This is a genomic window from Serratia sp. MF1(2023) (assembly GCF_030954545.1).
Taxonomy (GTDB): domain Bacteria; phylum Pseudomonadota; class Gammaproteobacteria; order Enterobacterales; family Enterobacteriaceae; genus Serratia; species Serratia sarumanii.
The window spans coordinates 220,597-244,307 of record NZ_JAVHUX010000014.1 but is presented as its reverse complement, the minus strand read 5'-3'; the positions used below and the strand labels follow the sequence as shown (position 1 = coordinate 244,307).

At 57.0% G+C, this 23,711-nt stretch carries 19 protein-coding genes; 16 read left to right on the top strand and 3 right to left on the bottom strand.

Translation table 11 applies throughout. The features are described 5' to 3' along the window. The first annotated feature begins 241 nt into the window (after positions 1 to 241). Together istA and istB are read left to right on the top strand one after the other, a co-directional pair. Positions 242 to 1,786, top strand: a complete 1,545-nt coding sequence (istA, locus tag REA38_RS09060; protein ID WP_308885737.1) for an IS21 family transposase — start codon at positions 242 to 244, stop codon at positions 1,784 to 1,786. Positions 1,787 to 1,802: 16 nt separating this feature from the next. Next, positions 1,803 to 2,540 (top strand): IS21-like element helper ATPase IstB, encoded by a 738-nt coding sequence (istB, locus tag REA38_RS09055; protein WP_308885736.1) that lies wholly within the window; start codon positions 1,803 to 1,805, stop codon positions 2,538 to 2,540. Between the two features lie 29 nt (positions 2,541 to 2,569). Here the strand turns inward: istB and REA38_RS09050 are convergent, their stop codons facing one another. Together REA38_RS09050 and REA38_RS09045 are read right to left on the bottom strand one after the other, a co-directional pair. Further along, positions 2,570 to 2,848, bottom strand: coding sequence for a hypothetical protein (locus REA38_RS09050; protein ID WP_308885735.1), 279 nt, complete (start codon positions 2,846 to 2,848; stop codon positions 2,570 to 2,572). Beyond that, complete coding sequence (locus REA38_RS09045) at positions 2,838 to 3,596, bottom strand: helix-turn-helix domain-containing protein (RefSeq protein WP_047570517.1); 759 nt, start codon at positions 3,594 to 3,596, stop codon at positions 2,838 to 2,840. The genes REA38_RS09050 and REA38_RS09045 overlap by 11 nt, the downstream gene beginning before the upstream one ends. An 885-nt stretch (positions 3,597 to 4,481) precedes the next feature. Here REA38_RS09045 and REA38_RS09040 point away from each other — a divergent pair. The 12 genes from REA38_RS09040 to REA38_RS08985 all read left to right on the top strand — a co-directional run bounded on the left by REA38_RS09040 (position 4,482) and on the right by REA38_RS08985 (position 19,742). Continuing rightward, positions 4,482 to 5,777: a lysine N(6)-hydroxylase/L-ornithine N(5)-oxygenase family protein gene (locus tag REA38_RS09040; RefSeq protein ID WP_308885732.1), complete on the top strand. Its 1,296-nt coding sequence runs from the start codon at positions 4,482 to 4,484 to the stop codon at positions 5,775 to 5,777. 50 nt (positions 5,778 to 5,827) lie between these two features. Next, positions 5,828 to 6,712, top strand: coding sequence for an ATP-grasp fold amidoligase family protein (locus tag REA38_RS09035; protein ID WP_049235432.1), 885 nt, complete (start codon positions 5,828 to 5,830; stop codon positions 6,710 to 6,712). Between the two features lie 603 nt (positions 6,713 to 7,315). Further along, positions 7,316 to 8,230 carry an alpha/beta hydrolase-fold protein gene (locus tag REA38_RS09030; RefSeq protein ID WP_308885729.1) on the top strand — a complete coding sequence of 305 codons (915 nt, stop codon included), beginning with the start codon at positions 7,316 to 7,318 and terminating at the stop codon, positions 8,228 to 8,230. A 426-nt stretch (positions 8,231 to 8,656) separates the two neighbouring features. After that, the gene (locus REA38_RS09025) at positions 8,657 to 9,067 is read left to right on the top strand and encodes a GNAT family N-acetyltransferase (RefSeq protein WP_004937348.1); all 411 of its coding nucleotides are present in this window, start codon (positions 8,657 to 8,659) and stop codon (positions 9,065 to 9,067) included. A gap of 27 nt (positions 9,068 to 9,094) precedes the next feature. Further along, positions 9,095 to 9,784 (top strand): PAS and helix-turn-helix domain-containing protein, encoded by a 690-nt coding sequence (locus REA38_RS09020; protein ID WP_033636032.1) that lies wholly within the window; start codon positions 9,095 to 9,097, stop codon positions 9,782 to 9,784. Between the two features lie 20 nt (positions 9,785 to 9,804). Next, on the top strand, positions 9,805 to 11,106 hold the full coding sequence (locus tag REA38_RS09015; RefSeq protein ID WP_033649111.1) for a cytosine permease: 1,302 nt from the start codon (positions 9,805 to 9,807) through the stop codon (positions 11,104 to 11,106). A 529-nt stretch (positions 11,107 to 11,635) separates the two neighbouring features. Beyond that, on the top strand, positions 11,636 to 12,250 hold the full coding sequence (locus tag REA38_RS09010) for a helix-turn-helix transcriptional regulator (RefSeq protein WP_308885726.1): 615 nt from the start codon (positions 11,636 to 11,638) through the stop codon (positions 12,248 to 12,250). Next, on the top strand, positions 12,251 to 13,147 hold the full coding sequence (locus REA38_RS09005; RefSeq protein WP_004937338.1) for a queuosine precursor transporter: 897 nt from the start codon (positions 12,251 to 12,253) through the stop codon (positions 13,145 to 13,147). Then, on the top strand, positions 13,125 to 13,964 hold the full coding sequence (queF, locus tag REA38_RS09000) for an NADPH-dependent 7-cyano-7-deazaguanine reductase QueF (protein WP_060424590.1): 840 nt from the start codon (positions 13,125 to 13,127) through the stop codon (positions 13,962 to 13,964). Before REA38_RS09005 ends, queF begins: the two co-directional genes overlap by 23 nt. Positions 13,965 to 14,087: 123 nt before the next feature. Further along, entirely contained in the window at positions 14,088 to 16,235 is a 2,148-nt protein-coding gene (locus tag REA38_RS08995) for a phosphocholine-specific phospholipase C (RefSeq protein ID WP_308885725.1), read from the top strand. Between the two features lie 86 nt (positions 16,236 to 16,321). Beyond that, on the top strand, positions 16,322 to 17,458 hold the full coding sequence (locus REA38_RS08990; protein ID WP_308885724.1) for an ABC transporter substrate-binding protein: 1,137 nt from the start codon (positions 16,322 to 16,324) through the stop codon (positions 17,456 to 17,458). 160 nt (positions 17,459 to 17,618) lie between these two features. Then, positions 17,619 to 19,742, top strand: coding sequence for a TonB-dependent siderophore receptor (locus tag REA38_RS08985; protein ID WP_308885723.1), 2,124 nt, complete (start codon positions 17,619 to 17,621; stop codon positions 19,740 to 19,742). A 27-nt stretch (positions 19,743 to 19,769) separates the two neighbouring features. Here REA38_RS08985 and REA38_RS08980 read toward each other — a convergent pair whose 3' ends face one another. After that, complete coding sequence (locus REA38_RS08980) at positions 19,770 to 20,666, bottom strand: LysR family transcriptional regulator (RefSeq protein WP_025304273.1); 897 nt, start codon at positions 20,664 to 20,666, stop codon at positions 19,770 to 19,772. Positions 20,667 to 20,938: 272 nt separating this feature from the next. Between REA38_RS08980 and REA38_RS08975 the strand changes: the two genes are divergently transcribed. After that, the gene (locus REA38_RS08975) at positions 20,939 to 22,255 is read left to right on the top strand and encodes a M20 family metallo-hydrolase (RefSeq protein ID WP_308885722.1); all 1,317 of its coding nucleotides are present in this window, start codon (positions 20,939 to 20,941) and stop codon (positions 22,253 to 22,255) included. After that, positions 22,252 to 23,703, top strand: a complete 1,452-nt coding sequence (locus tag REA38_RS08970) for a M20 family metallopeptidase (RefSeq protein WP_126191993.1) — start codon at positions 22,252 to 22,254, stop codon at positions 23,701 to 23,703. The genes REA38_RS08975 and REA38_RS08970 overlap by 4 nt, the downstream gene beginning before the upstream one ends. The last annotated feature ends 8 nt before the right edge of the window (positions 23,704 to 23,711 follow it).

Here is a 23,711-nt window from a genome sequence, read left to right as displayed (position 1 = left end):
CATGCGTATTCTGACCCAACGTGAACATCCATTCTGGCGGAACGTGAACGCTATTTCTGGTTTTGCGTGAACGCGTATTCCGGCGGAAAATACCACGATTTTGCACCATGACCAGAATCACTGTTCATTTTGCCAGAATCGGTGTTCACCCAACCGGAATTGCTGTTCACATTGCCAGAATCATTCTTAACGCATTGATTTTTGATGCTATATCTATCCCTTTTATTCCAGGGAGTGATATATGCCAAACAAGAGAATCGCAATGCGTAAAATCCATGAAATTTTAAGGCTGCGTTTTGAAGTCGGCCTGTCCTTCCGCCAGATAAGCCAGTGCGCCGATGTCAGCACCGGGGCCATCCAGAAAATGCTCAAACGACTTGAGGCCACTGGGATCTCCTGGCCACTCCCGGAAGGTATGTCAGAGCCCCGACTTGCCAGTCTGCTGTATCCTGAGTCTGACAGTCGCCCCGGCGCGCTGGAGGATCCCGACTGGGCTGAAATCCATATGGAGCTGCGTAAAAAAGGCGTCACCCGCCACCTGCTGTGGGAAGAATATTGCCAGAGGATGCCGGTCCGGGCGTACAGCTACTCGCAGTTCTGCTGCCGCTACCAGACCTGGTGCCAGTTACAGAAACGCTCCATGCGCCAGCAGCATCTCGCCGGTGAAAAATGCTTTATCGACTACTGCGGACCTACTGTGCCGGTTATCTCACCTGAGACGGGTGAATGCCGGCAGGCCCAGATCTTCGTGGCGGTACTGGGTGCATCAAACTACACCTTCGCGGAGGCTACCTATACGCAGTCGCTGTCAGACTGGCTTCTCAGCCACGTCAGGATGCTGGAGTTCTTCGGTGGAGTCCCCGAAATCCTGGTTCCGGATAACCTGAAAAGCGGGGTCAGCAAAGCCTGTCGTTACGATCCCGAGCTGAATCCCTCCTATCAGCAGCTGGCTGAGCATTATCAGGTTGCGGTGATACCAGCCCGCCCCAGAAAACCCAGAGACAAACCGAAGGCGGAAGTTGGCGTTCAGATCGTCGAACGCTGGATACTGGCCCGGCTCCGGCACCAGGTCTTCTTCTCGCTCGCCGAACTGAACCACTGTATCCGTACGCTGGTAACCGGGCTCAACGAACGTCCCTTCAAAAAACTGCCGGGCAATCGCCGTGAGGCCTTCGAAAGGCTGGACAAAACTGTGCTCAGGCCATTACCGGTGCAGACGTGGCGCTACCGGCACATCAAAAAAGCAAAGGTAAATATCGATTATCATGTTGAATATGAACAGCATCATTACTCAGTCCCCCATCAGCACGTCGGTAAAACGGTGGAGCTTCATGCCTTCGACAACCTGCTTGAAGTCTGGTCTGACGGGCAGATGATCGCCAGTCACCCGCGGCGTCTTCATCCGGGCAACAGTACCGCAGCAGAGCATATGCCGGAGCGCCATCGTCATCATCAGCAGTGGACGCCGGAGCGGCTGAAAAGCTGGGCGGCCGGTGTGGGCTCCGACACCTTCACGTGGGTCAGCGAACGTCTGGCAGAAAAAGCGCATCCGGAACAGGCCTATCGCCTGTGTCTGGGGCTGCTGAGCCTGACGCGTGAATATCCTTCTGAGCGCGTCAATAACAGCTGTCGGCTGGCCAATACAGAGGGGTTAACCCGGCTGAAGCAGATAAAGTCGATCCTGAAGAATAACCGCGACCTGGTTCCGGCGGACAAAGATCTGCATCCGTCCCAGGAGCTTCCTCAGGAACATGAAAACATCCGTGGCCCACGCCACTTCCACTGAAATAAGGGACCCGACAATGCCACATACGCTGATGAAACAGCTGACAGAAATGAAACTGACGGGAATGGCGTCCGCGCTGTCCTCACAGATGGAGCAACCCGGCACTTACGAAGAGCTCTCCTTCAGGGAAAGACTGGCGTTACTGGTCACGCGCGAATCACTCGAAAGGGATCAGCGTAAACAGAAACGTCTGCTTCAAAAAGCCCGGCTGAGGCTTGAAGCCTCGGTCCACGACATCGACTACCAGCCAGCGAGAAACCTGGAGCGTTCGCGGATCGCTCAGCTAAGCCAGAACGAATGGGTGGTCAGGGGGCAGAACCTGCTGATAACCGGCCCCTGCGGCTGTGGCAAAACTTATGTGGGTTGCGCTCTGGGCAACAACGCCTGCCAGCAGGGTTACAGCGTGCAGTACTGGCGACTGAGCCGGTTGCTGGTTGAACTGACGCACAGCCGCGCAGACGGTAGTTACCGGAAGCAGCTGACTCAGCTGTCAAAAACGCAACTGCTTATCCTGGATGACTGGGGCCTTGAGCCGTTGCTGCCAGCGCAGCGTAACGACCTGCTGGAACTGATGGATGACAGATACGGAAAGAACGCCACGGTGATGATAAGCCAGCTGCCAACGGATGAGTGGTACGGTTGCGTTGGCGATAACACACTGGCAGACGCGATCCTTGATCGTCTGATGCATAACGCCCACCGGCTGGAAATGAAAGGCGAGTCGATGAGAAAACGACTGGCACAGGTTGACTGAAAGTGAACGGTCGGTGTAATAAAAAGAAGTTAGGGCGCGTTAGGAAATAACGCGTTCACGTTCCCCCGGAATAACCGTTCAACTTCGGCAGAATACGCAATGGTCGCGCGGCGCCATCCCGAACGCACGATGTTCACGTACAAACCGCTGGTTACCGCCCCATTCGGCGTCATGCGCGTCGTCGATAAAGACGCATTGCACTCAGGGAAATCTCGCGAGGCGGTCAATAAATAAATCAATATAACAATAACAAGGGCAATAGCAGCAGATAATGCCAGGTAGAAAGCACGGCGCGAGCTAACCTTCATTGATCACCTCAAACTCATCTTCACAGTGCGCATCCATATTCTTAACGCGGTGTTTCGGGCAATACGAGATGAAATCAATCAGCTTTTTGTAGTTCGTATAATGGTATGTCAATCGAGAGTAATAAACCGTTGCCGGTACATCACAATCAAAACCACGGCTTTTGAGCCTTTCCAGGGCGTCGGCAATATACCGCTCGTCGATCCGCTCGCTGGCGTTCAGCGTCTCCACGCGGCAAGATTTGTAGCTAGCGATCTGGGTCTGATAAGCGGTGTCGTAACGTTCGGTAAAAAAGTAAACGCCCGCCAATACCAACGCAATCCCGATAAACAGCAGCGTTACCTTAGGTAAAATGGCATCGCAACGGCGCCGGACGGGTAAAGGCGCGGCAGGAACAGTTTCGTCCTGCGTCATATTGTCCGCCACGGAATGAATGCTGGCGGCGGTAAACATAAATCCCTGCCTCGGCACGGTAACCAGAATTTCGCTCTCTCCCAAGCCGGAAAATGTACGGCGCAGGCTGGCGATATAGTTGTTCAGGTTACTGTTCGAGGCCGTTTTGCCATGATCGTCCCAGACGGTGGAAAAAATAAAGTCCCGGCTAATCAAGATGCCGTTATTTTTTACCAACAGCGCGAGCAGACGATTGGCTATCGTGGTGAGCGTCACCGGCTCGAGGTTCTCCTCCGCCAACGCCAGCGTCGAGTTATCCTCATCGAAGATAATTCGGTTATTGATTAAGAACCTCATAATCGCTCTCTTAGACCTACTCCTGGCGCGGATTATAGCTGAAACATAAGAATCTTCCTATCACACGAACAATTAACCGCCGCGCGGTTAGACAAGTCTTTCTCACAACGTAACCACGTCGAGCGTGACGGCCAGCCTCTCTGACCTTCCGCCGGCATTGAGCCGGTGTCCACTAAACGAACAGCGCATTTTGCATGCAGCATGAGCAATCTTTGCTCAGCCGATCAGTGCCCGCAGGGAGGGAATACTTAGGATTCAGGAGGGATACAGCGAAGGAAGAGGCTCACTGCAGCAGGAAAAACCCCAGCTCACTGGCTCGCCACGTCATTACGAATAACAACTCAACATATTGAATTATATGGCAAAAAATAAATTATGATAAGTTGATTTCATAATTTCACTTTTAATTTCATATTTTCAAAACGCCCTCTGCTTCTAATATCATGTTATTTCACCTTCCCAGGACGCATTTTAGGGCTATTCTAGGCAACGAATACTTGATCCCAGAGACATAAGACGAACACAGACCAGCGTCGACACGAGAACAACTGATGAAAACCCAACGGCTTTTCTTTTCCCTGGGTTGGCGTTTTTATGGAATGATAAATAAGACTTTATCGGATTTATACCTAAACGAGTTAATTATAAACATACGCAAGCTTTCATTGGGACTTTCATGGAAAGAAATACGCCCGTAGCCTTTACCTGATGTGCTACCGAATTCTAAACGGGCATTTAAATAATGCGGTATTTTTGGCCCGCACACCTTTTAATTACATTTAATTCGTGAAGCTTACTTATAAGAAAAAGGCAGCCTGGTTGCTATAAGCCGCCCTTCTGCAGCCGTATTTCTGGGTATTATTCTCATTATACTGGAGCTTATTAATGAATCAGCGTTTGGATATCATCGGTATTGGCCTTGGCCCGTCGAATCTTAGCCTGGCGGCCTTAGGGAGTGAAATAGAGGGATTTACGGGGCAATTCCTGGAACGCAAACCCCATTTCTCCTGGCACCCAGGGATGATCCTGGCGGATTGCAGCATGCAGACCAACTTTTTAAAAGACCTGGTGAGCGCGGTTGCCCCAACCAACCGGTACAGCTTTCTCAACTATCTGGTAAAAAACAGGAAGTTCTACCGTTTCCTGACCACGGAGCAGCGCACCGCATCGCGTGAAGAGTTCGCCGATTACCTCTCCTGGGCCGCCGGCGGCATGCGCTCATTAGCATTTAATCAAGACGTTCAACGGGTCGAGTTTGACGATCGGCAGCGTCAGTTCGTGGTGACCACCTCGAATAAGGTCTTCCACGCCAGGCACGTCAGCATTGGGATTGGCAAGAAAATAAAGTTGCCTGATTGCGTGACGGCGCAAAGCGATCGCTGTTTCCATGCCAGCGAAATGATGCTGCGCAACCCCGATCTGACAGGCAAACGCGTGGCGATCGTCGGCGGCGGCCAGAGCGGCGCCGACCTGTTCCTGAATATTTTTAAAGGGGAATGGGGGCAACCGGAACAGCTCGACTGGATATCGCGCCGCAACAATTACAACGCGCTCGATGAAGCGGCCTTTGCCAACGAATATTTCACGCCCGATTACGTCGAGAGCTTTTACTCACTGGATAGCGCGGCCAAGCGGCATATGCTGGCCGAACAGAAGATGACCTCAGACGGCATCACCAGTGAGTCGCTGCTGGCGATTTATCGCGCCATGTACCACCGCTTCGACGTCCTGCGCGAGAAATTATGGGTGCGCCTGCTGCCCAGCCGTTCGCTGACGGCCGTGAAACACACGCTGGATAACGCCTACCAACTCGAAACGCGCCATCATCTCGATCACGGCGAAGAAGCCTTCAAGGCGGACGTGGTGATCTTTGCCACCGGTTACCAATCGGCAACGCCAGAGTTCCTTGAGCCTTTGGCCCACCGTTTGCTGACCACTGCGGATGGCGAATACCGCATCTCCCCCGACTTTACCTTTGAGTGGGAAGGCCCTGCGGAGAACTGCTTATTCGCCATGAACGCCAGTATGCATCATCACGGCATTGCCGATCCGCAGTTGAGCCTGATGGCGTGGCGATCGGCCCGTATTCTTAATCGCGCTTTAGAACAACAGCCGTTTGATCTGAGTACAACGCCGAGTGCAATTCAATGGCGAAGTGAAGGTGTCTCTCCCACGTTTTAACCGCGAGCACGCCTTAATCATTATCACAGCGCTATGATGGAATGACGTATATGAAAAGACAAATTATTAAATTTATTATAAAGCAGCTGGCCGTATTGGCCCCCGAATTCAAGGCCAGATTGCTCTACAAAAAAGCGTTTGGCAAACCGTTAAACTTGCAGGCGCCGTCCACCTGGAATGAAAAGATCAATCACCTGAAGTTGAATGGCTATAGTCACAATGCGTTGGTGAAGCAATGCGCAGATAAATATGCGGTGAGAGAGTACATCAAAGAAAAGGGGTGCGAAGAGATCCTGAATGAATTGTACTTTGCCTGCGATTCAGTAAACGATATTCCGTGGGACGCGTTGCCGGACAAATTTGTGATCAAAGGGAATCACGGTTCCGGGTATAACCTGATTTGCCAGAATAAAAAATTGCTGAATATCACGAGCGCCAAAAAATTGATCGACGGCTGGATGAAAGACGATTATTGGAAAACCTATGTAGAACTCAACTACAAAGGGATACAAAAAAAGATCATTGGCGAGAAGTATATCGAATCGGCCAATGGTCACGGGCCTGAAGACTATAAGATCTATTGCTTCCGCGGCGTGCCTTACTGCACCTTACTGTGTGTCGGCAGGGATACCGGGTCGCCGAAGTATTACTTCTTTGATAAAGATTTCAAGTTTCTCTGCTACAGCGAGGACTGCCTGGCATTGAGCCAGGAAGAAATAGACGCCTTCGTGAAGCCAGAGGGCTACGATGAGCTGTTTGAGTACGCCTCGCGCTTGTCGGCGCCCTTCGAGTTTGTTCGCGTTGATTTCTACATCTCGCAAGGCCGAATCATTTTTGGCGAGCTGACCTTTACCCCTTCCGCCGGGCTGGATACGGATATTCTGCCGCCGACCGATGTTTTGCTTGGCGAGATGCTGACGCTGCAACAGCACTGATTTTCCCCTGGCCCCACGGTGAAGATCGGCAATACCTGCCGGCATGTTCGCAGCCTGCCGGCCGGTATTGCCCTGAGGGTTTTCGGGCCGCCGATCTCGCCGGTTCATGCCGCCGTTACAGCAAAACCCCTGCCGGCAATCCCTGGCAGCCCACGCCCGACCCAAGAACAATACCTCAGCCAGACCACATAACCATTTGAAAAATAATGGCATTAAACGATTAATAAGAATCACTTACATATTTATAATAAAATGTTCTATATGTATAGGAAGCTATAATATAAGATACCGGAAAGTTTCCCTGGTGTTGTTGTGTGTCTTTGCCCTATTTTATAGGGCTTTTTTTGCTCAAAATCGTTGATAACCGTGTGTTTTCATCCGCCCTCGCCGTTTCTTCCCTCATAACAATCATAACCATTTCTAATTAATACTAATCCTTCTTATTCCTGACTTACCAATAATAACAATGAGTTGCTATTAACCCGGCAAAGCAACTGGCGGCGCGCTTCCGGGTTTCGCGGCCGGAATGTCCACCTTAAAGGTAGGTTTTTGCCTGACGCGAACGGATGCTACTATCGGCCTTTTTCGAGGATGTTGATCCGCATGTTCTTGTCCAACCGGCATTTTATCTCCGCGCTTCTGGCGCTCGCCATCGGCCTTTGGCTGCCGGGCTCCGTGCTGGCCAGGCCCGATTTGGAACGCAAGATCGGCACTACCGTAGCCGATAGCGATTCTGCGGATTATCGTTTCAGCGATCTGCGCTTCACCTCCGCCGATGGCCAACGGCATTACCGCGTGCGCATCGCCCAGCCGCGTCGGACGCCTGCGCCTGACGGCTATCCAACGGTTTATTTCCTCGACGGCAATGCGGTGCTGATGGAGTTGAACGCCGCTTTACTGGCCAAATTGGCAGCGGCGAAGCGGCCGCCGGTGCTGGTGATGATCGGTTATGACAACGATCTGCGCATCGATGCCGTCGGCCGCGCCTACGACTATACGCTCCCTCTGCCGGCAGGCATGAAGAAAGCGCCGCGTGCCGGCGGGGGCGCGGATGCGTTCCTGCAATTGATTGAAACTCGGATCAAACCGGCTATCGCCGCCAAACTGGCGGTCGATCCGCAGCGCCAAACGCTGTGGGGCCACTCCTACGGCGGGCTCTTCGTTCTGCACACGCTGTTCACCCATCCCGCCGCCTTCCAGCGCTACATCGCCGTGGAACCCTCACTGTGGTGGGGCAACGGTATGATCCTGCAAGAAGCGCAGCAGATGACGGAACGACGTGCGGTGCCGGCGACAAGGTTGCAACTGTGGGTTGGCCTGGCGGAACGCGATCGCGCGGCTCCGCCCGGCGTGAAGAGCCCCACTCTGCCGGCAGATGCAACGCATTTGCTGGCCGAACAGCTGGCGCAGCTCGGCGGTCTCACCGTCGGCTATCGGGAGTGGCCCGCCTTAGGGCACGGCGCCATGCTGGGCGCGGCCATCGAGCCGGCGCTGAGCAGCGTCATCGCAGAAGACTGAATCCGCGGATTGGAAGGTATCGGCCACATTTTCATCTGCGGCGCATATCTTCTGATGAGAAGAGTGTTTACTATCTGAGACGGTGAAGGGTGGTCGCGGATGGGGGCGTCAAAAAACAAAGTGGCTCCCCCGTCGGCAAGTGAGCTTGCTCTATCCGGTGGAGCCATACAGTACTGCAGTTTTCCCGGTGGGGCCCTGGTGAGGCGCAAGTAGGAATAGATGGTGTTGGCAGGGCATTTCAGCGTTTTAATACCGCCTGTTCACTATTTTCTTCTCCCTGTGACGCCTACTATAAGCGCCCGCTCACCGGGTGGAAAAGGGTGAAAACCACCCTTGAAATACATTAATTAAAGTGATATTAGAAGCGGTTGGAGCGAAAGCGCCTAGTTCGGTTTTGAATAATTAAATCAGGGAATTATATTAAAAATGAATATTAATATCACCGACAAACCCAACCCGCAGGATGAAGAGTTCGTTATCGACAGCCTTTGGGCGCACAATCACAAAACCCAGCCCGTAGACATTCACCCGCTGTTCCTGACCGTCACCGACGACAACCAGCAGATCGTCGGCGGCCTGGTTGCGCGCACCTGGTGGGGCGGCCTGGAGGTGCAGTATCTGTGGGTCGGCGATCAGTGCCGCAAAAGCGGATACGGCCGCCAATTGATGGAGCTGGCCGAAGAAGAAGCCCGCAAGCGCGGTTGCCATATGGCCTATGTCGATACCTTCGATTTCCAGGCCAGAGGCTTCTATGAAAAACTGGGCTACCGGGTCTACGGCGAGCTGGGCGACTATGCGCATCGCCACACCCGCCATTACCTGGCTAAAAGCCTGTAACGCAGCCTGAGCGGCACAGAGGTGGGTATGGGTTCATCGCATAAAAATAATGAATCTTATTTTAAGGGCCTCATCACCATGATGGAGCACCTGAGCGAACCCTGGGGCATCAAAGATCAGCTATCCCGCCACCTCTATATGAACCGCGCCGCTTATCTCTATACCAATACGCCGCTGAATTTCGACGTCGCCGGTAAATATGACCACGAATTCCCCGCCGACTGGGCCGACTCCGCCGCCGACTTTATCGAGCATGACAAGATGACCGAAGCGGCGCGCGATCGGGTCACGGTCATAGAAACGCACTACTGGTACGGCAAAGACAGCCTGACGCCGTTTATCAGCGAAAAGCTGCCGGTGTACAACGATGACAAACAGGTGATTGGCGTGATCTGGAACGCCAAGCCGATGAACAGCCTGTCGCCGCTGAAATACATCAATCAGCAAAAACCCAGCGTGTTGACCACCGAAGTCAATAACGAGCTGTTCACCCGTGCCGAACTCGATGTCATTTTCCTTATGCTGCAACGATTTACGGTGAAAGAGATCGCCAAAATCTATAACGTCAGCAATAAGACCATCGAAAACCGCATTTATAACATTTACCAGAAGGCCAACGTGCATACTCAGCAGCAATTTGAGGAATACTGCAAATACGCCAATCTGGATAACTACATTCCCGATCGCCTGATAACCAAAGGCATTCAGTTTATTTGAACCGCAAGGAAGATCTCACCGTGATAAAGATCGAAGATTATCCGCTCACCCGGGTGCCGCAGGATAAACGAGTTTCGTTTTTAAGCGTGGCCATCGTACATATGGGCATGTTGACCGCGCTGGACCAGTTCATGCTCGGCGCCGTACTCGGCAACTCCATGACGCTGATTGACGCCTTCACCGCCATTTTCGTCGGCAGCCTGATCTTCGGCGTGGTGACCTACGGCCTGGGGCTGGCGGGCATGCGCGAAGGCATTTCCGGCAGCCTGCTGGCGCGCTGGTGCGGCTTCGGCCGTCTGGGCTCGGTGCTGATCGGCGTGGTGGTGGCCGTCAGCCTGCTGGGTTGGTTCGGCATTCAGAACGCCATTTTCGCCAAGTCGCTCGACTTCGCGCTCGGCAATAAGCTGGGCTTCGGCCTGGCCGCCGGGCTCTCGGGCACGCTGTTAACCATCCTGGTGGCATTCGGCTTCAAGGCGCTGCGCATCGCCGCCCGTATCGCGGTGCCGATGTTCATCATGCTGGTGGCCTATATTTCGGTGACCGCGCTTTCCGGCCATAACCTGCAGGAGATCATCCAGCTGGCGCCGCCGGGTGAACCGCTGACCATCAGCGCCGGCATCACCATCGTCGTCGGCGGCGCCATCGTGGCCAGCCTGATGACCCCCGATCTGACCCGTTACTCCAAAAACGGCAAGCACGTGCTCGGCGTCACGCTCTTCACCATCATCGCCGGCGAGTTCGTGGTGAACGGCCTGGCGATCCTGATCGCCAAAACCCTGGGCACCGCCGATGTGGTCACCATCATGTCACAAGCGGCCGGCGGCGCCGGTTTGCTGGTGGTGGTGTTCTCCACCCTGCGCGTCAACGATCTCAACCTGTACTCTTCTTCGCTGGGCATCGTCAACGCGGTGGAAGGCATCACCGGCAAAAAGCTGAAGTACACCTACACCACGTTGGTGATCGGCATTCTTGGCACCACGCTGTCGGTGCTGGGCATTCTTGACCGCTTTGTCGACTTCCTGACGGTGCTTGGCGTGGTCTTCCCGCCGATTATCGGCATCATGCTGGTGGACTATTACCTGCTGCGCAGCCACCGCAAGATCCTGGACGAGAGCCGCCGTACCGGCCAGCTGCCGAGCGAAACGCCGACCATCGGCTGGGCGGCGATCGTCGCCAGCATCGTCGGCGGCGCCGTTGGCCTGGCGACCGAATGGGGCGTGCCGACCATCAACTCTCTGGTGGCCGCCAGCCTGCTGTATTGGGTGCTCAAACTGGCCTTCAGCCGGGCGCAAAAACCGCTGGCCTCACAGAAATCGCTCTGATTTTCGCGCACGCGTTAATGCACTCCTCCGGTAACGGGGGAGTGTTTGATGCTCGAAAAGGGAGATTCAGTGCAAAAGAATAGGCCGATCGCGCAGACAAACGGCCGTGGTAGTTAGGGTCCCTGGTGTCGGTAGCAAGCTATCCATTATGCTCAGAGTGTGGCAACGCCCCCTCTGGGCTTTTTATTATAAAAATTGTTGGCTTCCGTGTTTGATCATAAAGAAAAACTTCAGCTTGCATGAACAGTAGCCCATGAAATCGGTTTTGGTCAACATAAAAGTAAACATAAAACCGGCTTTTGTGTTCACTTTTCCATAAGCAAAACCTAATCAATTGATTTACACGGCTTTATCTTTCGCACAGAGAAAGCAGGCCATCCCCGCTGACATCACTGCGCTAAACGGCTGACGAGAAACAATAATTACCGCCAATAATCAGCCTGTTACCCGCGCGTCCGCGCCTTTTTATCTGGACAACGCCAGTGCGTAGGATATAGTGAAGCCTGCGTAATGTTTGTAAGGACAGCCAATGAAAACCACCAACGCACAGCGCAAAATCAACATCATTAAAAATATTGAATATCTGATGCGTACCCGCGGTGAAACCAAGGCTTCCTTTTCCAATCGCAGCGGCCTGACGCGCACGACTCTCTACAAAATTCTTGACGGAAGAGTGAACAACGTTCAGCAATCCACCGTGAATCGGATCTCCGATTTCTTCGGTGTCTCCTGTGAAGAGATCGAAGACTACGATCTGGAAAAGCTGGAGCTGCTCAACGAGACGCTGTCCACCGAGGGCAACAAGAACCCTTCCGCCATTCCGGTGATCCCGAAGTCGCGCTATCTGGCCGTCTCGCAGCGCAAGATCGGGCAACTGGTCACCGAGTTTCCTCTGACTTATTTCTTCGGCGATGAGTCGAACATGTTGGCAATGAAAATAGAGACCGAAATTAAAGGGTCATTTATTCCCGGCGAGATCATCATCATAAAACGTCCGCCGGTACTGATTTGCGATTCGCCTTTGCTGTATCACTCGGGAAAAAGCGGCTTCTTTGTGGTTGACGACAAAGACAGCGAAAGCATGGACAAACGCCCTCAGGACACCGTGCAATTCCTGGGTTACATCGTTGGAGAAAGGTTATAAATGGAACCGAATCAGAAGTTCAAGCTGTTGGGCTTCACCCGGCATGGCACCATCGCGGCCAATGTCATGGTATTGGCCACCGGCAAAACCATTACCATGGGGCTGAATGAGCTGGCCGACAGCGAAATATCGGAAGATCTGAGCCGGCACGAGCTGCAGGCGCTGTACCGCAAACTCTATGGCGACAACCAACAAAAAACCGCCTACGAGCTCAGCGATCGCCATGAACGCTCCTGGTACGCCTACCTGATTATTACCGTGGCGCTCAGCGTGATTTACATTTTCTCAACGCTGTGCGGCGTCAAGCCGATCCAAATCCCGGTGCTGAATCTCATCACGCCGCCGGCGATCTTCATCTACCCGCTCACGTTCATTCTGGTGGACATTCTCAACGAATTCTATGGGTTGCGGCTGGCCAGGCGCACCATCATCATCTCGTTTATCGCCAACCTGACCTTTGTCCTGGGGGTCTGGGTGACGACGCTGGTGCCGAGCATTCCGCAGTGGGAGTACAGCGAGACCTACAACGGCATCGTACACAGCATCATGGCGGTGCTGGTGGCCTCGTCGGCGGCCTATCTGATCTCCGAGAACGTCAACTCCTACCTGCTCTGCAAAATCAAAGAGTTGACCAACTCCCGCTACCTGTTTGTGCGCGTGATCACCAGTACCGTAGTGGCTTCGGCCATCGACAGCGTGGTGTTCTGTACGCTGGCGTTCTACAACGTGCTGAGCTGGGACATCATCAAAACCATGATCCTGTCGCAGTTCCTGATCAAGGTGGTTTACGCCCTGCTGGGCGTCGGGCCGATCTACGCCACCCGCAGTCTGTTTAACCGCTACATCAATACCGAACAAGCAAAGGGCAATGAATATGCATATCCAAAAGCAAGATAAGATCACCCATCTTGGCGCCAACTCCGATTATCCGGATCAATATGCTCCCGCATTGCTCGAAGCCTTGCCGCGCGCGCGCGGCCGCGATCTGATCGGCGTGGACGAGCGGCAGCTGCCGTTCAGCGGCTTTGATCTGTGGACCGCCTTCGAGCTGTCCTGGCTCAACGCCAAGGGCAAGCCGGTGGTGGGCATCGGCGAATTTACCTTCCCGCACTCCTCGTCGAACCTGATCGAATCCAAGTCGTTCAAGCTGTATCTCAACAGCTTTAACCAAACGCGCTTCGACAGCGTAGAACAGGTGAGCGCCGCCATGCAGCAAGATCTGTCGCAGGCGGCCAACGGCCAGGTCACCGTCAAGCTCTATCCGGGGCTGGAAGGTTACCCGGCGCAGATCGAGCGCCTGCCGGGCATCAACATCGACGATCTGGATATCGCGGTCGACGACTTCGCCTTCAAACCGGAATACCTGAGCGGCGCGTCCGAGAGAGGGGAACCGGTGTCGGAGACGCTGTCTTCCAATCTGCTGAAATCCAACTGCCTGGTCACCAACCAGCCGGACTGGGGCAGCGTGGTGATCCGCTATGAAGGCCGCAAAATCGATCGCGAAAGCCTGCTGCGCTATCTGATCTCCTTCCGCCAGCACAACGAATTCCACGAGCAGTGCGTCGAGCGCATTTTCAACGACATCAAGCAGAGCTGCCGCCCGGAAAAACTCAGCGTGTTCGCGCGCTACACCCGCCGCGGCGGCCTGGACATCAACCCCTTCCGCAGCGATTTCGAAACGGCGCCGGCGCTCGGCCGCCTGATCAGACAGTAAGCGTTATCCCCCAATGCTCCCGCCGGGGAGCATTGTTTCCCTCGCATTCATCTCCCTGTTATTTTTCGCCATTATCGTCGTCAGCGGCTATCTTCAAAGCACACTGACGGAGATTAACGACGCATGCCTGACCTTTCACGCAGAGACATCCTGCGGGCTGCCGCCATCGGATCGGCTTTCTCACTGTTGCCCGCCTCGATTCGCAAAGCGCTGGCCATTCCCGCCAATAACCGCACCGGCACCCTGCGCGACGTCGAACACGTGGTGATCCTGATGCAGGAGAATCGCTCTTTCGACCACTACTTCGGCACCCTGCCTGGCGTGCGCGGCTTCAGCGATCGCTTCACCATTCCACTGCCCGGCGATCGCCACGTCTGGCAGCAGCAGGGCGCCGAGCGGCTGGTGCTGCCCTACCACCTGGACAGCAAACGCGGCAACGCCCAGCGCGTCACCGGCACGCCGCACTCGTGGGTGGATGAGCAAGCCGCCTGGGATCACGGCCGCATGAGCGCCTGGCCCACCTACAAAACGCCGGCCTCGATGGGCTACTACCGCCAGCAGGAGCTGCCGTTCCAGTTCGCGCTGGCCAACGCCTTTACCCTGTGCGACGCCTATCACTGCTCCATTCACGCCGGTACCAACACCAACCGGCTGTTCCACTGGACCGGCACCAACGGCCCGTCCGCCGCCGACGTGGCGGTGGTGATCAACGAGTGGGACAGCCCCGGCCCGGCGGAGATCGGCTACCAGTGGACAACCTATCCGGAACGGCTGGAGGCAAGCGGCGTCAGCTGGAAGGTGTATCAATTCCTGCCGGACAACTTTACCGACAACCCGCTGGCGGGTTTTCGCCAATACCGCGCCGCCAGCATTCAGGTGGGCAATCCGGCGCGGCCGCCGAAAGACTTCAACGCCTTCGTGCCCTACAGCGATGCGCTCAACGAGGCCGCGCCGCTGTACAAGGGCAACGGCAACACCCTGCCGGCCGCCGACGGCAACGATCTGGACGCCATGCTGGCCGGATTTCGCGCCGACGTGCAGCAGGGCAAACTGCCGCAGGTCAGCTGGATCATCGCGCCGGCGGCCTATTCGGAACACCCCGATCCCTCCAGCCCGGTGCAGGGCGGCTGGTTCACCCAAGAGATCCTCAACGCGCTGACCGACAACCCGGAGGTGTGGAGTAAAACCGTCCTGCTGGTCAACTACGACGAAAACGACGGCTTTTTTGACCATATGCCTTCGCCTTCCGCGCCGTCGCTGCGCGAAGACGGCAGCTTCGCCGGTAAATCGACCGTGCCGTTCGACACCGAGATCTTCCAGCACGTGGCCCCGCCCGGTTCGCAGGATCAACCGCCGCCGGACGGCCGCATCTACGGCCCCGGCCCACGGGTGCCGATGCTGGTGCTGTCGCCCTGGAGCCGCGGCGGCTGGGTCAACTCGCAGGTCTTCGATCACACCTCGGTGCTGCAATTTTTGGAAAAGCGCTTTCAGGTGCATGAACCCAACATCAGCGCCTGGCGCCGCGCGGTGTGCGGCGATCTCACCTCGGCGTTCAACTTTGTCGATTCTAACGGCGAAGCGCTGCCGAGCCTGCCCGCCACCAGCCGCCACGCCGCCGACGGCCTGCGCCTGCGCCAGGAACAGCTGCCGCAGGTGCCGCTGCCATCCCCCGCCCACCAGCGCTTGCCCCATCAACGCCGCCTGGCACGCCCTTCCCGCGCGTTGCCCTACCAGTTGCACGTCGAAGCCACCGTCGCGGCCGAGCAGCGCCGCGTGACGCTGAACCTGTTCAATACCGGCGAGCAGGGAGCGGTGTTTCACGTCTACGATCGGCGGGATCTGACGCAGATCCCGCGCCGTTTTACCGTCGAGGCGGGTAAGGCGGTCAGCGACGACTGGCTGGCGGAGAATGAGTACCATCTGTGGTTGCTCGGCCCCAACGGCTTTCATCGCGAGCTGCGCGGCACCCTGAGCCGGCCACAGCCGGAGGTGCGTTTGCGCCCGACGGGCCGCAGCCTGCTGCTGCAGCTGAACAATCCGAGCACCGAAGCGATAGCGGTCACCCTCGAACGCTGCCCCTACACGCAGCAAGGGCCGTGGCCTATCACGCTGCCGGCGGGCGGCAGCCACCAGCAAGCGTTTGACGCCCGCGCCAGCGGCGGTTGGTATGACCTTACGCTGCAAGGCACCGACGGCTGGCTGCGCCGCCTGGCGGGGCGGCTGGAGGATGGCGAACACAGCGTCAGCGACCCGCTGATGGGCCAGGGGTAATCGATCGGCATCAAGGGAGTTCAAAAAGCGAAAGGATATCGCTTATCATTGCGTTCTCGTTCCCAGCCGATTACCCAAGGATCTTCATGCCCGCTGTTATTATCGCCAAAGCCGGCCGCTGGTTGGCCGCCTGCGTTTTGCTGTTGGCCGGCGCCGCTCAAGCCGCGCCTATCGTCGTCACCGATGTCGCCGGCCGTCAGGTCACCCTGCCGCAACCGGCCAAACGCGTTATTCTGGCCGATGCCCGCGCGCTGCTGGCGCTGAATATTCTGCACCCGCAGCAGCCGCTGAAAAACATCATCGCCTGGGACAACTCGCTGAAGGTCAAAGCACCGGATCTGGTTGAGGCCTATGCGAAAAAATTTCCGCAGGTCATGCAAATCCCTACCTTCGACAACCCCTACACCAGTGATTTCAGCGTGGAAAGCGCGGTGGTGCGCCAACCGGACCTGATCATTTTCGACATCGGTCTGCTGAGCAAATTGAAAGACAGCGGCGTACTGACCCAGCTGGAAAAAGTCGGCATCCCGGTGCTGATCATCGATTTTCGCCAGCAGCCGCTGACCAACACCGTCGCCAGCATGGCGCTGTTGGGTAAAGTGTTTGACGAGCAGCCCAACGCCGACGCCTTTATTCGCCTCTATCAGCAGCGCCTCGAGCTGGTGCGCCAGCGCGTCGCCACGCTGAAACCGGAGCAGCGCCCCAGCGTCTTCATCGAGCGCAGCGCCGGCATCAAAGGCGAACAGTGCTGCAACACCTTCGGCAAAGGCAGCTTCGGGCAGTTCATCGATACCGCCGGCGGCAACAATATCGGCAGCAAGCTGTTTTCAGACATGGGCGGTGAAGTGAACGTCGAGCAGGTGATCAGCAGCAACCCGGATTTCTATCTGCTGACCGGCGCCGACTGGAGCCGCGGGCATCGCGGCACGCTGGCAGTGCCGCTGGGTTACGCTACCGATATGGCCACCAGCCAAAAGAAACTGGCGCATCTGCTGGATCGCACCGGCATTAACGTGCTGAAAGCGGTGAAAGAAAAACGCGTGATGGCGATTTACCATCAATTTTACGACACGCCGCTCAACTTTATAGCGGTTGAGGCGATCGCCAAATTCCTGCACCCGGCGCTGTTTAAAGATATTGATCCGCAAGCGGATATCGAAATGGTGCATCAGAAATTCACCGCGCTGGATTACAGCGGCGTCTTCTGGCTTACGCCGCAATAACCCCCGCCAGGGCCCGCCAGCCGGGCCCTGTTTCCCGCATTCATTATTTAGTTACCCACTTAACTATCCCGTAACAATTCTATTTACTTGCCAATAATTATCATTAAGATTGTCTTTTCTAAAAAAACACATCCGGGTCTGAAACTCTTAAGGCATTATTATGTCACCTCTTTTTCGGCTTTCCCTGCTGTCGGCTACCATCGCCGTCGCGTTCCCTGTCCTTGCTACTGATAATTCATCTCAGAACGATACCGACACTGTGACCGTCGTCGGCAACTGGCTGGACAACCCTGATACCAGTTCGGTGCTGCTCAACCATCCGGGCGCGCGTTCCATCGTCACCCAGCAGCAGATGCATGAACAGGGCGACCAAACCATCGCCGACAGCCTGCGCGGCGTCCCCGGCGTGCAGGTGCGCGACAGCAACGGCACCGGCGGCAGCGACATCTCGCTCAACGTCGGCGTGCGCGGCCTGACTTCGCGTCTTTCTCCGCGCTCCACCATTTTGATGGACGGCGTCCCGCTGGCGGTCGCGCCTTACGGCCAGCCGCAGCTGTCGATGGCCCCGCTGTCTATCGGTAATCTGCAATCGGTGGACGTGGTGCGCGGCGGCGGCGCGGTGCGCTACGGGCCGCAGAACGTCGGCGGCGTGATCAACTTCGTTACCCGAGACATTCCCAAAACGTTTGGCGGCACCGCCAGCGTACAAACCCAGGGTGCCAGCCACGGCGGCCTGAAGACCCTGACCAGCGCCTCCGTGGGCGGCACCGCAGACAACGGCTTCGGCGCCGAGCTGCTCTACTCCGGCCTGCACGGTCAGGGCTACCGCGACAACAACGACAACACCGACATCGACGATTTCATGCTGAAAACGCGTTATGCGTTCAGCGATCGCGACGAGCTGCTGGCCAATTTCCACTACTACGACGCCAAAGCCGGCATGCCGGGCGGGCTGAGTGCCGCGCAATACGCGCAAAACCCGTTCCAATCCACGCGGCCGTGGGACCAGTTCGAAGGCCGCCGCAAGGATATGTCGTTCAAGTACAAACATCAGGAAGACGACAAACAGTTCGAAGTGTTGACCTACTTCACCGACAGTTATCGCGGCAGCAACATCGAATCGGAAGGTACCGGCAAAAACGCGGGCCAGCGGCGCATGGTCTCCTATCCGCGTCACTATTCAACCTGGGCTATCGAACCAAGCTATTCGCAGGTCTTCCGCTTCTGGGATATGGCGCACGAAATCACCCTCGGTTACCGTTACCTGAATGAAACCATGGATGAAAAGGCGTCGCGTTCGGCCTGGTATAACCCGGCGGATATCGGCTCGACGCCGGAGACCCCGGACTATTACCAGCACACCTCCGGCGGCACCGCGGCCAACGCGTTCTATATCGACGACACCATCAACGTCGGCAACTGGACGGTCACGCCGGGCCTGCGTTATGAAAGCATCCGCACCCACGTGGACGATGCCTTCAACAACATCAGCCGCGAGAAAAGCTACAGCGAACCGCTGCCATCATTGAACGTGATGTACCACCTGTCCGATGCCTGGAAGCTGTTCGCCAACGCCAACACCTCGTTCGGCAGCATGCAGTATTTCCAGCTGACCAAAGGCGGCAACGGCAACCAACCTGCGCCGGGGCTGACGGCGGAGAAAGCGCATACCTATGAATTCGGCACCCGCTACGACGATACCGTGGTCAAAGCCGAAGCCACGCTGTTCTATATCGACTTCGATAACCAGCTGCAATACATCAGCAACGACGTGGGCTGGACCAATATGGGCGCCACCAAGCACAAAGGTATCGAGCTGGCGCTCAGCTACGATCTCAGCGAGCTGAACCGGGCGCTCGACGGCGCCAGCGTCTATACCAGCTATACCTACACCAAGGCCAGCACCGATAAGGGCGACTTCGCCGGTAAAGACCTGCCGTTCTACTCGCGCCAGGTGTATACCGTCGGCACGCGCTACGCCACCGGCAGCTGGGTATGGAATCTGGACGGCTACGCGCAGTCCAAACAGCATTCGCCGGGCACCGGGCCGGAGTACGTCACGCAGGAAAGCGCCGATGGTCAGTTCGGCGATATCGCCGGTTACATGGTGTGGAATGTGCGCGGGGAATATAACTTCGGGCCGCAGTTGTCGAACCTGACGCTGGGCGCCGGGGTGAAAAACCTGTTCGATCAGCGTTACTTCACCCGCTCCAACGACAATAACTTCGGCAAGTACGTCGGCGAACCGCGCACCTTCTTCGTGCAGGGGTCGATCGCCTTCTGATACCGAGGCCCCGCCGGGGCCTCGGTATCACCGACAGTAAAGGCGAAACAGGCGCGCCAGGTGCGCGCCCATCGGCGTCAAAGTGGTGTCCTTGCGTTGGATAAGATAAAACGTCGCTTTCGGCAGACTCTCTTCCAGCTCGAGCGGCACCAAATGCTTGCCCAGAATCGGATCCGAAATCACGTCCACCGACAGAATGCTAACAAAATCGCTCTGCGCCACCAGGCTGGTACAAGCCATAAAGGTCTCGCAGGTCACGCTGATCGACGGCGCCATGCCCAAGTCCCCGAACAGATCGTGCAATAACCGGTAATAACTGCCTTTCGGTGTCGGCATGGTCCAGTCGCAGTGCTGCAGCTGTTTCAGCGAGGTCGCCCCCTCCATCGGATGCCCTTTGCGCACCACCACCCGATACTCTTTTTCCATCAGCCGTTCGTACTGCAACTCGTTGTCGAGGCTGCTGGGATAGTAGGTATTGACGGTAAAATCCAGCTCGCCCTGGCGCAGTTCAGGGATCATCGACACCAGCTGCCCCTCGACGATGCGCACCTTCACGTTGGGATACTCACGATGAAACTGGGTCACCACCTGCGGCATCACGGTGCGCGCAATGCTGCCACCGACGCCGATATTCACCGTGCCGCCCGCCAACCCCAGCCGCTGCTGGATATCTTCCTGCGCCACCCGCAGTTCTTCAAGGATCAGGCTGGCATGCTGGAAAAAGTTATCGCCGCAGTCGGTCAAGACCACACCCTGGCTACGGCGAATAAACAGCTTGGCGCCCAGCACCTCTTCCAGCTCCTGAATGGCCTTGGTCAGTGCAGGCTGGGAAAGGCGTGAGGTGCGGCTGGCGGCGCGGATGCTGCCCTGGCGGCTAACGTCCACAAATGCACGCAATTGGTGCAATTTTATCGAGGCTGGCATAGGCGAAAGGCGATAACCGTTATTTATCAATAGCAAGATATTGGCATCTTATTTAGCCAGATTCCATTGTGTACATTCGGAAAAAACATAATAAATAACCAAATTCTTATTTCGCTCAATTAAGCGCATTTTCTGCGCCAATAAGCGCCATTCACGGCAGTTAGTAACCAAATACACCTTTTTCTTAGCAATAGCTTCACCGTCTGATTTCAGTTCAGAGCATAACTGCTGCCTGGAGCGATCCAGCGCGCGATAACTTATGAGATATCACTATGACTAATTCGCTTTCGATGTTGGTGGCCGATTTGTACCCGCAATTGCAGGCCTGGCGCCGCGACTTCCATCGCTATGCCGAGTCCGGCTGGTTTGAGTTCCGCACCGCTACCCTGGTGGCGGAAGAACTCGATCGGCTGGGTTATCGCCTGCAGCTGGGCCGCGAGGTAATCAAGGCCGAGTCTCGCATGGGGCTGCCTTCGCCCGATGAGCTGGAAGCGCAGGTACAGCGCGCCCGCAATCAGGGGGCGTTGGAAAAATGGTTGCCGCACTTTTCCGGCGGCTTCGCCGGCATCGTCGCAACGCTCGATACCGGCCGCCCCGGCCCAACCATCGCCTACCGCGTGGATATGGACGCCCTCGATCTCAACGAATTGCTGGAACCCGAACACCTGCCGTTCCGTGAAGGCTTCGCCTCTTGCAACAGCGGCATGATGCATGCATGCGGTCATGACGGCCATACCACCATCGGCCTGGGGCTGGCGCACGTCTTCAAAAGCCTGGAGCCCCAGCTTAGCGGCACCGTCAAACTGATCTTCCAGCCGGCGGAAGAAGGCACCCGCGGCGCAAAATCGATGGTGGAGGCCGGCGTGGTGGACGACGTCGATTTCTTCACCGCGGTGCATATCGGCACCGGTGTGCCGGCCGGTGAGCTGGTGTGCGGCAGCGACAGCTTTATGGCCACCAGCAAGCTGGACGTCACCTTCCGCGGCGTCGCCTCCCACGCCGGCGCCAGGCCGGAAGACGGTCGCAACGCTCTGCTGGCAGCGGCCCAGGCTGCGCAGGGGCTTTACGCCATCCCGCGCCACAGCGAAGGCAGCTCGCGCATCAATGTCGGCGTGCTGCAGGCCGGCACCGGCCGCAACGTGATCGCCGATCGGGCGTTTATGAAGGTGGAAACGCGCGGCGCCACCAATGAGATCAACGCGTTCGTCTATCAGCAGGCGCTGAACGCCATCGAAGGCGCAGCCAAGATGCACGGCGTCGCCTGCGACATCGCGCTGATGGGCGCTGCGCAGAGCAGCAAACCGACCCAACCGTGGGTGGATTACATCCGCCGCCTGGCACAGCAGGTAACCGAGCTGACCTCGGTGGTCGATCGCCGCGAACAGGCTGCGGGTTCAGAAGACGCCACCTACATGATGGAGCGGGTGAAATCCCGCGGCGGCCAGGCCTCATACGTCATTTTCGGCACCGAGCTGAGCGCCGGGCACCATAACGAAAAATTCGACTTCAACGAGCAGGTGATGGCGGTGGCGGTGAAAACGCTGGCGTCGCTGGCGCTGAACCTGCCGACATTCGGGAGCGAAGCATGAGCAACTCAGCACTGCAGGCATTTATCGACGACTACATTGACCAACGCCGGCCCCGCTTCAGCGCGCTGAGCGACGCGATTTGGGACCACCCGGAAACGCGCTTCAACGAGACCTATTCCGCCACGTTGCTGGCCGATGCGCTGGAGCAGGAAGGTTTCTCGGTCGAACGCGGCGTGGGCGACATCGAGACGGCGTTTATCGCCAGCTACGGCAGCGGCCACCCGGTCATCGCGCTGCTGGGCGAGTACGACGCGCTGGCCGGGCTGAGCCAGCAGGCGGGCCGCGCCACGCCGCAGCCACTGGTGGAAAACGGCAACGGCCATGGCTGTGGCCACAACCTGCTGGGCACCGCGGCGCTGGCGGGCGCCTTCGCAGCCAAGGCGTGGATGCAGCAAAACCGGCTGACCGGCACCCTGCGCTTCTACGGTTGCCCGGGCGAAGAAGGCGGCTCCGGCAAAACCTTTATGGTGCGCGAAGGCCTGTTCGACGACGTCGACGCCGCCCTCACCTGGCACCCGGAAGGCTTCAGCGGCATGTTCAATACCAGTACGCTGGCCAACATTCAGGCGGCGTTTCACTTCAAGGGCGTCGCCGCCCATGCCGCCAACTCGCCGCACCTGGGGCGCAGCGCGCTGGACGCGGTGACGCTGATGAATACCGGCGCCAACTTCCTGCGCGAACATATCGTGCAAGAAGCGCGGCTGCACTACGCGGTCACCAACACCGGCGGCAGCTCCCCCAACGTGGTGCAGGCCGACGCCGAAGTGTTGTACCTGATCCGCGCGCCGCAGCTCGACCAGGCGCAGGACATTTACCAACGGGTGATTAACATCGCCAAGGGCGCCGCGCTGATGACTGACACCCAGATGGAAGTGCGCTTCGACAAGGCCTGCTCCAACTATGTGCCGAACCGCAGCCTGGAACGCGCGATGTATCAAAACCTGTGTGATTTCGGTCTGCCCGAGTACAGCGACGCCGAACGCCGCTTCGCCGAGGAAATCCGCCAGACGCTGAGCCGCGACGATCTGCGCAACGCCAAACTCAACATTGCCCGCACCGGCGGCGCAGCCGGGCGCGAGTGGGTGCAGTTGCTGGGAGAAAAGGTGCTGATGGACGAGGTCGCTCCTTATGTGGAATCCGACGACCTGCTGTACGGTTCTACCGACGTTGGCGACGTAAGCTGGGTGGCGCCGACTGCCCAATGCTTTAGCCCCTGTTTCGCACTCGGCACCCCTCTGCACACCTGGCAACTGGTGGCGCAGGGCCGCACCGCTATCGCCCATAAGGGCATGTGCCTGGCCGGCAAGGTGATGGCGGCGACCGCCATCGATCTGCTGAGCGACAGCGCTCTGCTGGCGCGCTGCCGCAGCGAGTTTGAACGCCGGCGCGCCGAACAGCCGTACCGCTGCCCAATCCCGCAGGGGGTGAAACCCTCCCCATTGAAATAGCATGAACA

What these genes read in the sequence shown, in the direction of transcription:
- istA (WP_308885737.1), top strand. Translation starts at nt 242, where the DNA reads ATGCCAAACAAGAGAATCGCAATGCGTAAAATCCATGAAATTTTAAGG.
- istB (WP_308885736.1), top strand. Translation starts at nt 1,803, where the DNA reads ATGCCACATACGCTGATGAAACAGCTGACAGAAATGAAACTGACGGGA.
- REA38_RS09050 (WP_308885735.1), bottom strand. Translation starts at nt 2,848, where the DNA reads ATGAAGGTTAGCTCGCGCCGTGCTTTCTACCTGGCATTATCTGCTGCT.
- REA38_RS09045 (WP_047570517.1), bottom strand. Translation starts at nt 3,596, where the DNA reads ATGAGGTTCTTAATCAATAACCGAATTATCTTCGATGAGGATAACTCG.
- REA38_RS09040 (WP_308885732.1), top strand. Translation starts at nt 4,482, where the DNA reads ATGAATCAGCGTTTGGATATCATCGGTATTGGCCTTGGCCCGTCGAAT.
- REA38_RS09035 (WP_049235432.1), top strand. Translation starts at nt 5,828, where the DNA reads ATGAAAAGACAAATTATTAAATTTATTATAAAGCAGCTGGCCGTATTG.
- REA38_RS09030 (WP_308885729.1), top strand. Translation starts at nt 7,316, where the DNA reads ATGTTCTTGTCCAACCGGCATTTTATCTCCGCGCTTCTGGCGCTCGCC.
- REA38_RS09025 (WP_004937348.1), top strand. Translation starts at nt 8,657, where the DNA reads ATGAATATTAATATCACCGACAAACCCAACCCGCAGGATGAAGAGTTC.
- REA38_RS09020 (WP_033636032.1), top strand. Translation starts at nt 9,095, where the DNA reads ATGGGTTCATCGCATAAAAATAATGAATCTTATTTTAAGGGCCTCATC.
- REA38_RS09010 (WP_308885726.1), top strand. Translation starts at nt 11,636, where the DNA reads ATGAAAACCACCAACGCACAGCGCAAAATCAACATCATTAAAAATATT.
- REA38_RS09005 (WP_004937338.1), top strand. Translation starts at nt 12,251, where the DNA reads ATGGAACCGAATCAGAAGTTCAAGCTGTTGGGCTTCACCCGGCATGGC.
- queF (WP_060424590.1), top strand. Translation starts at nt 13,125, where the DNA reads ATGCATATCCAAAAGCAAGATAAGATCACCCATCTTGGCGCCAACTCC.
- REA38_RS08995 (WP_308885725.1), top strand. Translation starts at nt 14,088, where the DNA reads ATGCCTGACCTTTCACGCAGAGACATCCTGCGGGCTGCCGCCATCGGA.
- REA38_RS08990 (WP_308885724.1), top strand. Translation starts at nt 16,322, where the DNA reads ATGCCCGCTGTTATTATCGCCAAAGCCGGCCGCTGGTTGGCCGCCTGC.
- REA38_RS08985 (WP_308885723.1), top strand. Translation starts at nt 17,619, where the DNA reads ATGTCACCTCTTTTTCGGCTTTCCCTGCTGTCGGCTACCATCGCCGTC.
- REA38_RS08980 (WP_025304273.1), bottom strand. Translation starts at nt 20,666, where the DNA reads ATGCCAGCCTCGATAAAATTGCACCAATTGCGTGCATTTGTGGACGTT.
- REA38_RS08975 (WP_308885722.1), top strand. Translation starts at nt 20,939, where the DNA reads ATGACTAATTCGCTTTCGATGTTGGTGGCCGATTTGTACCCGCAATTG.
- REA38_RS08970 (WP_126191993.1), top strand. Translation starts at nt 22,252, where the DNA reads ATGAGCAACTCAGCACTGCAGGCATTTATCGACGACTACATTGACCAA.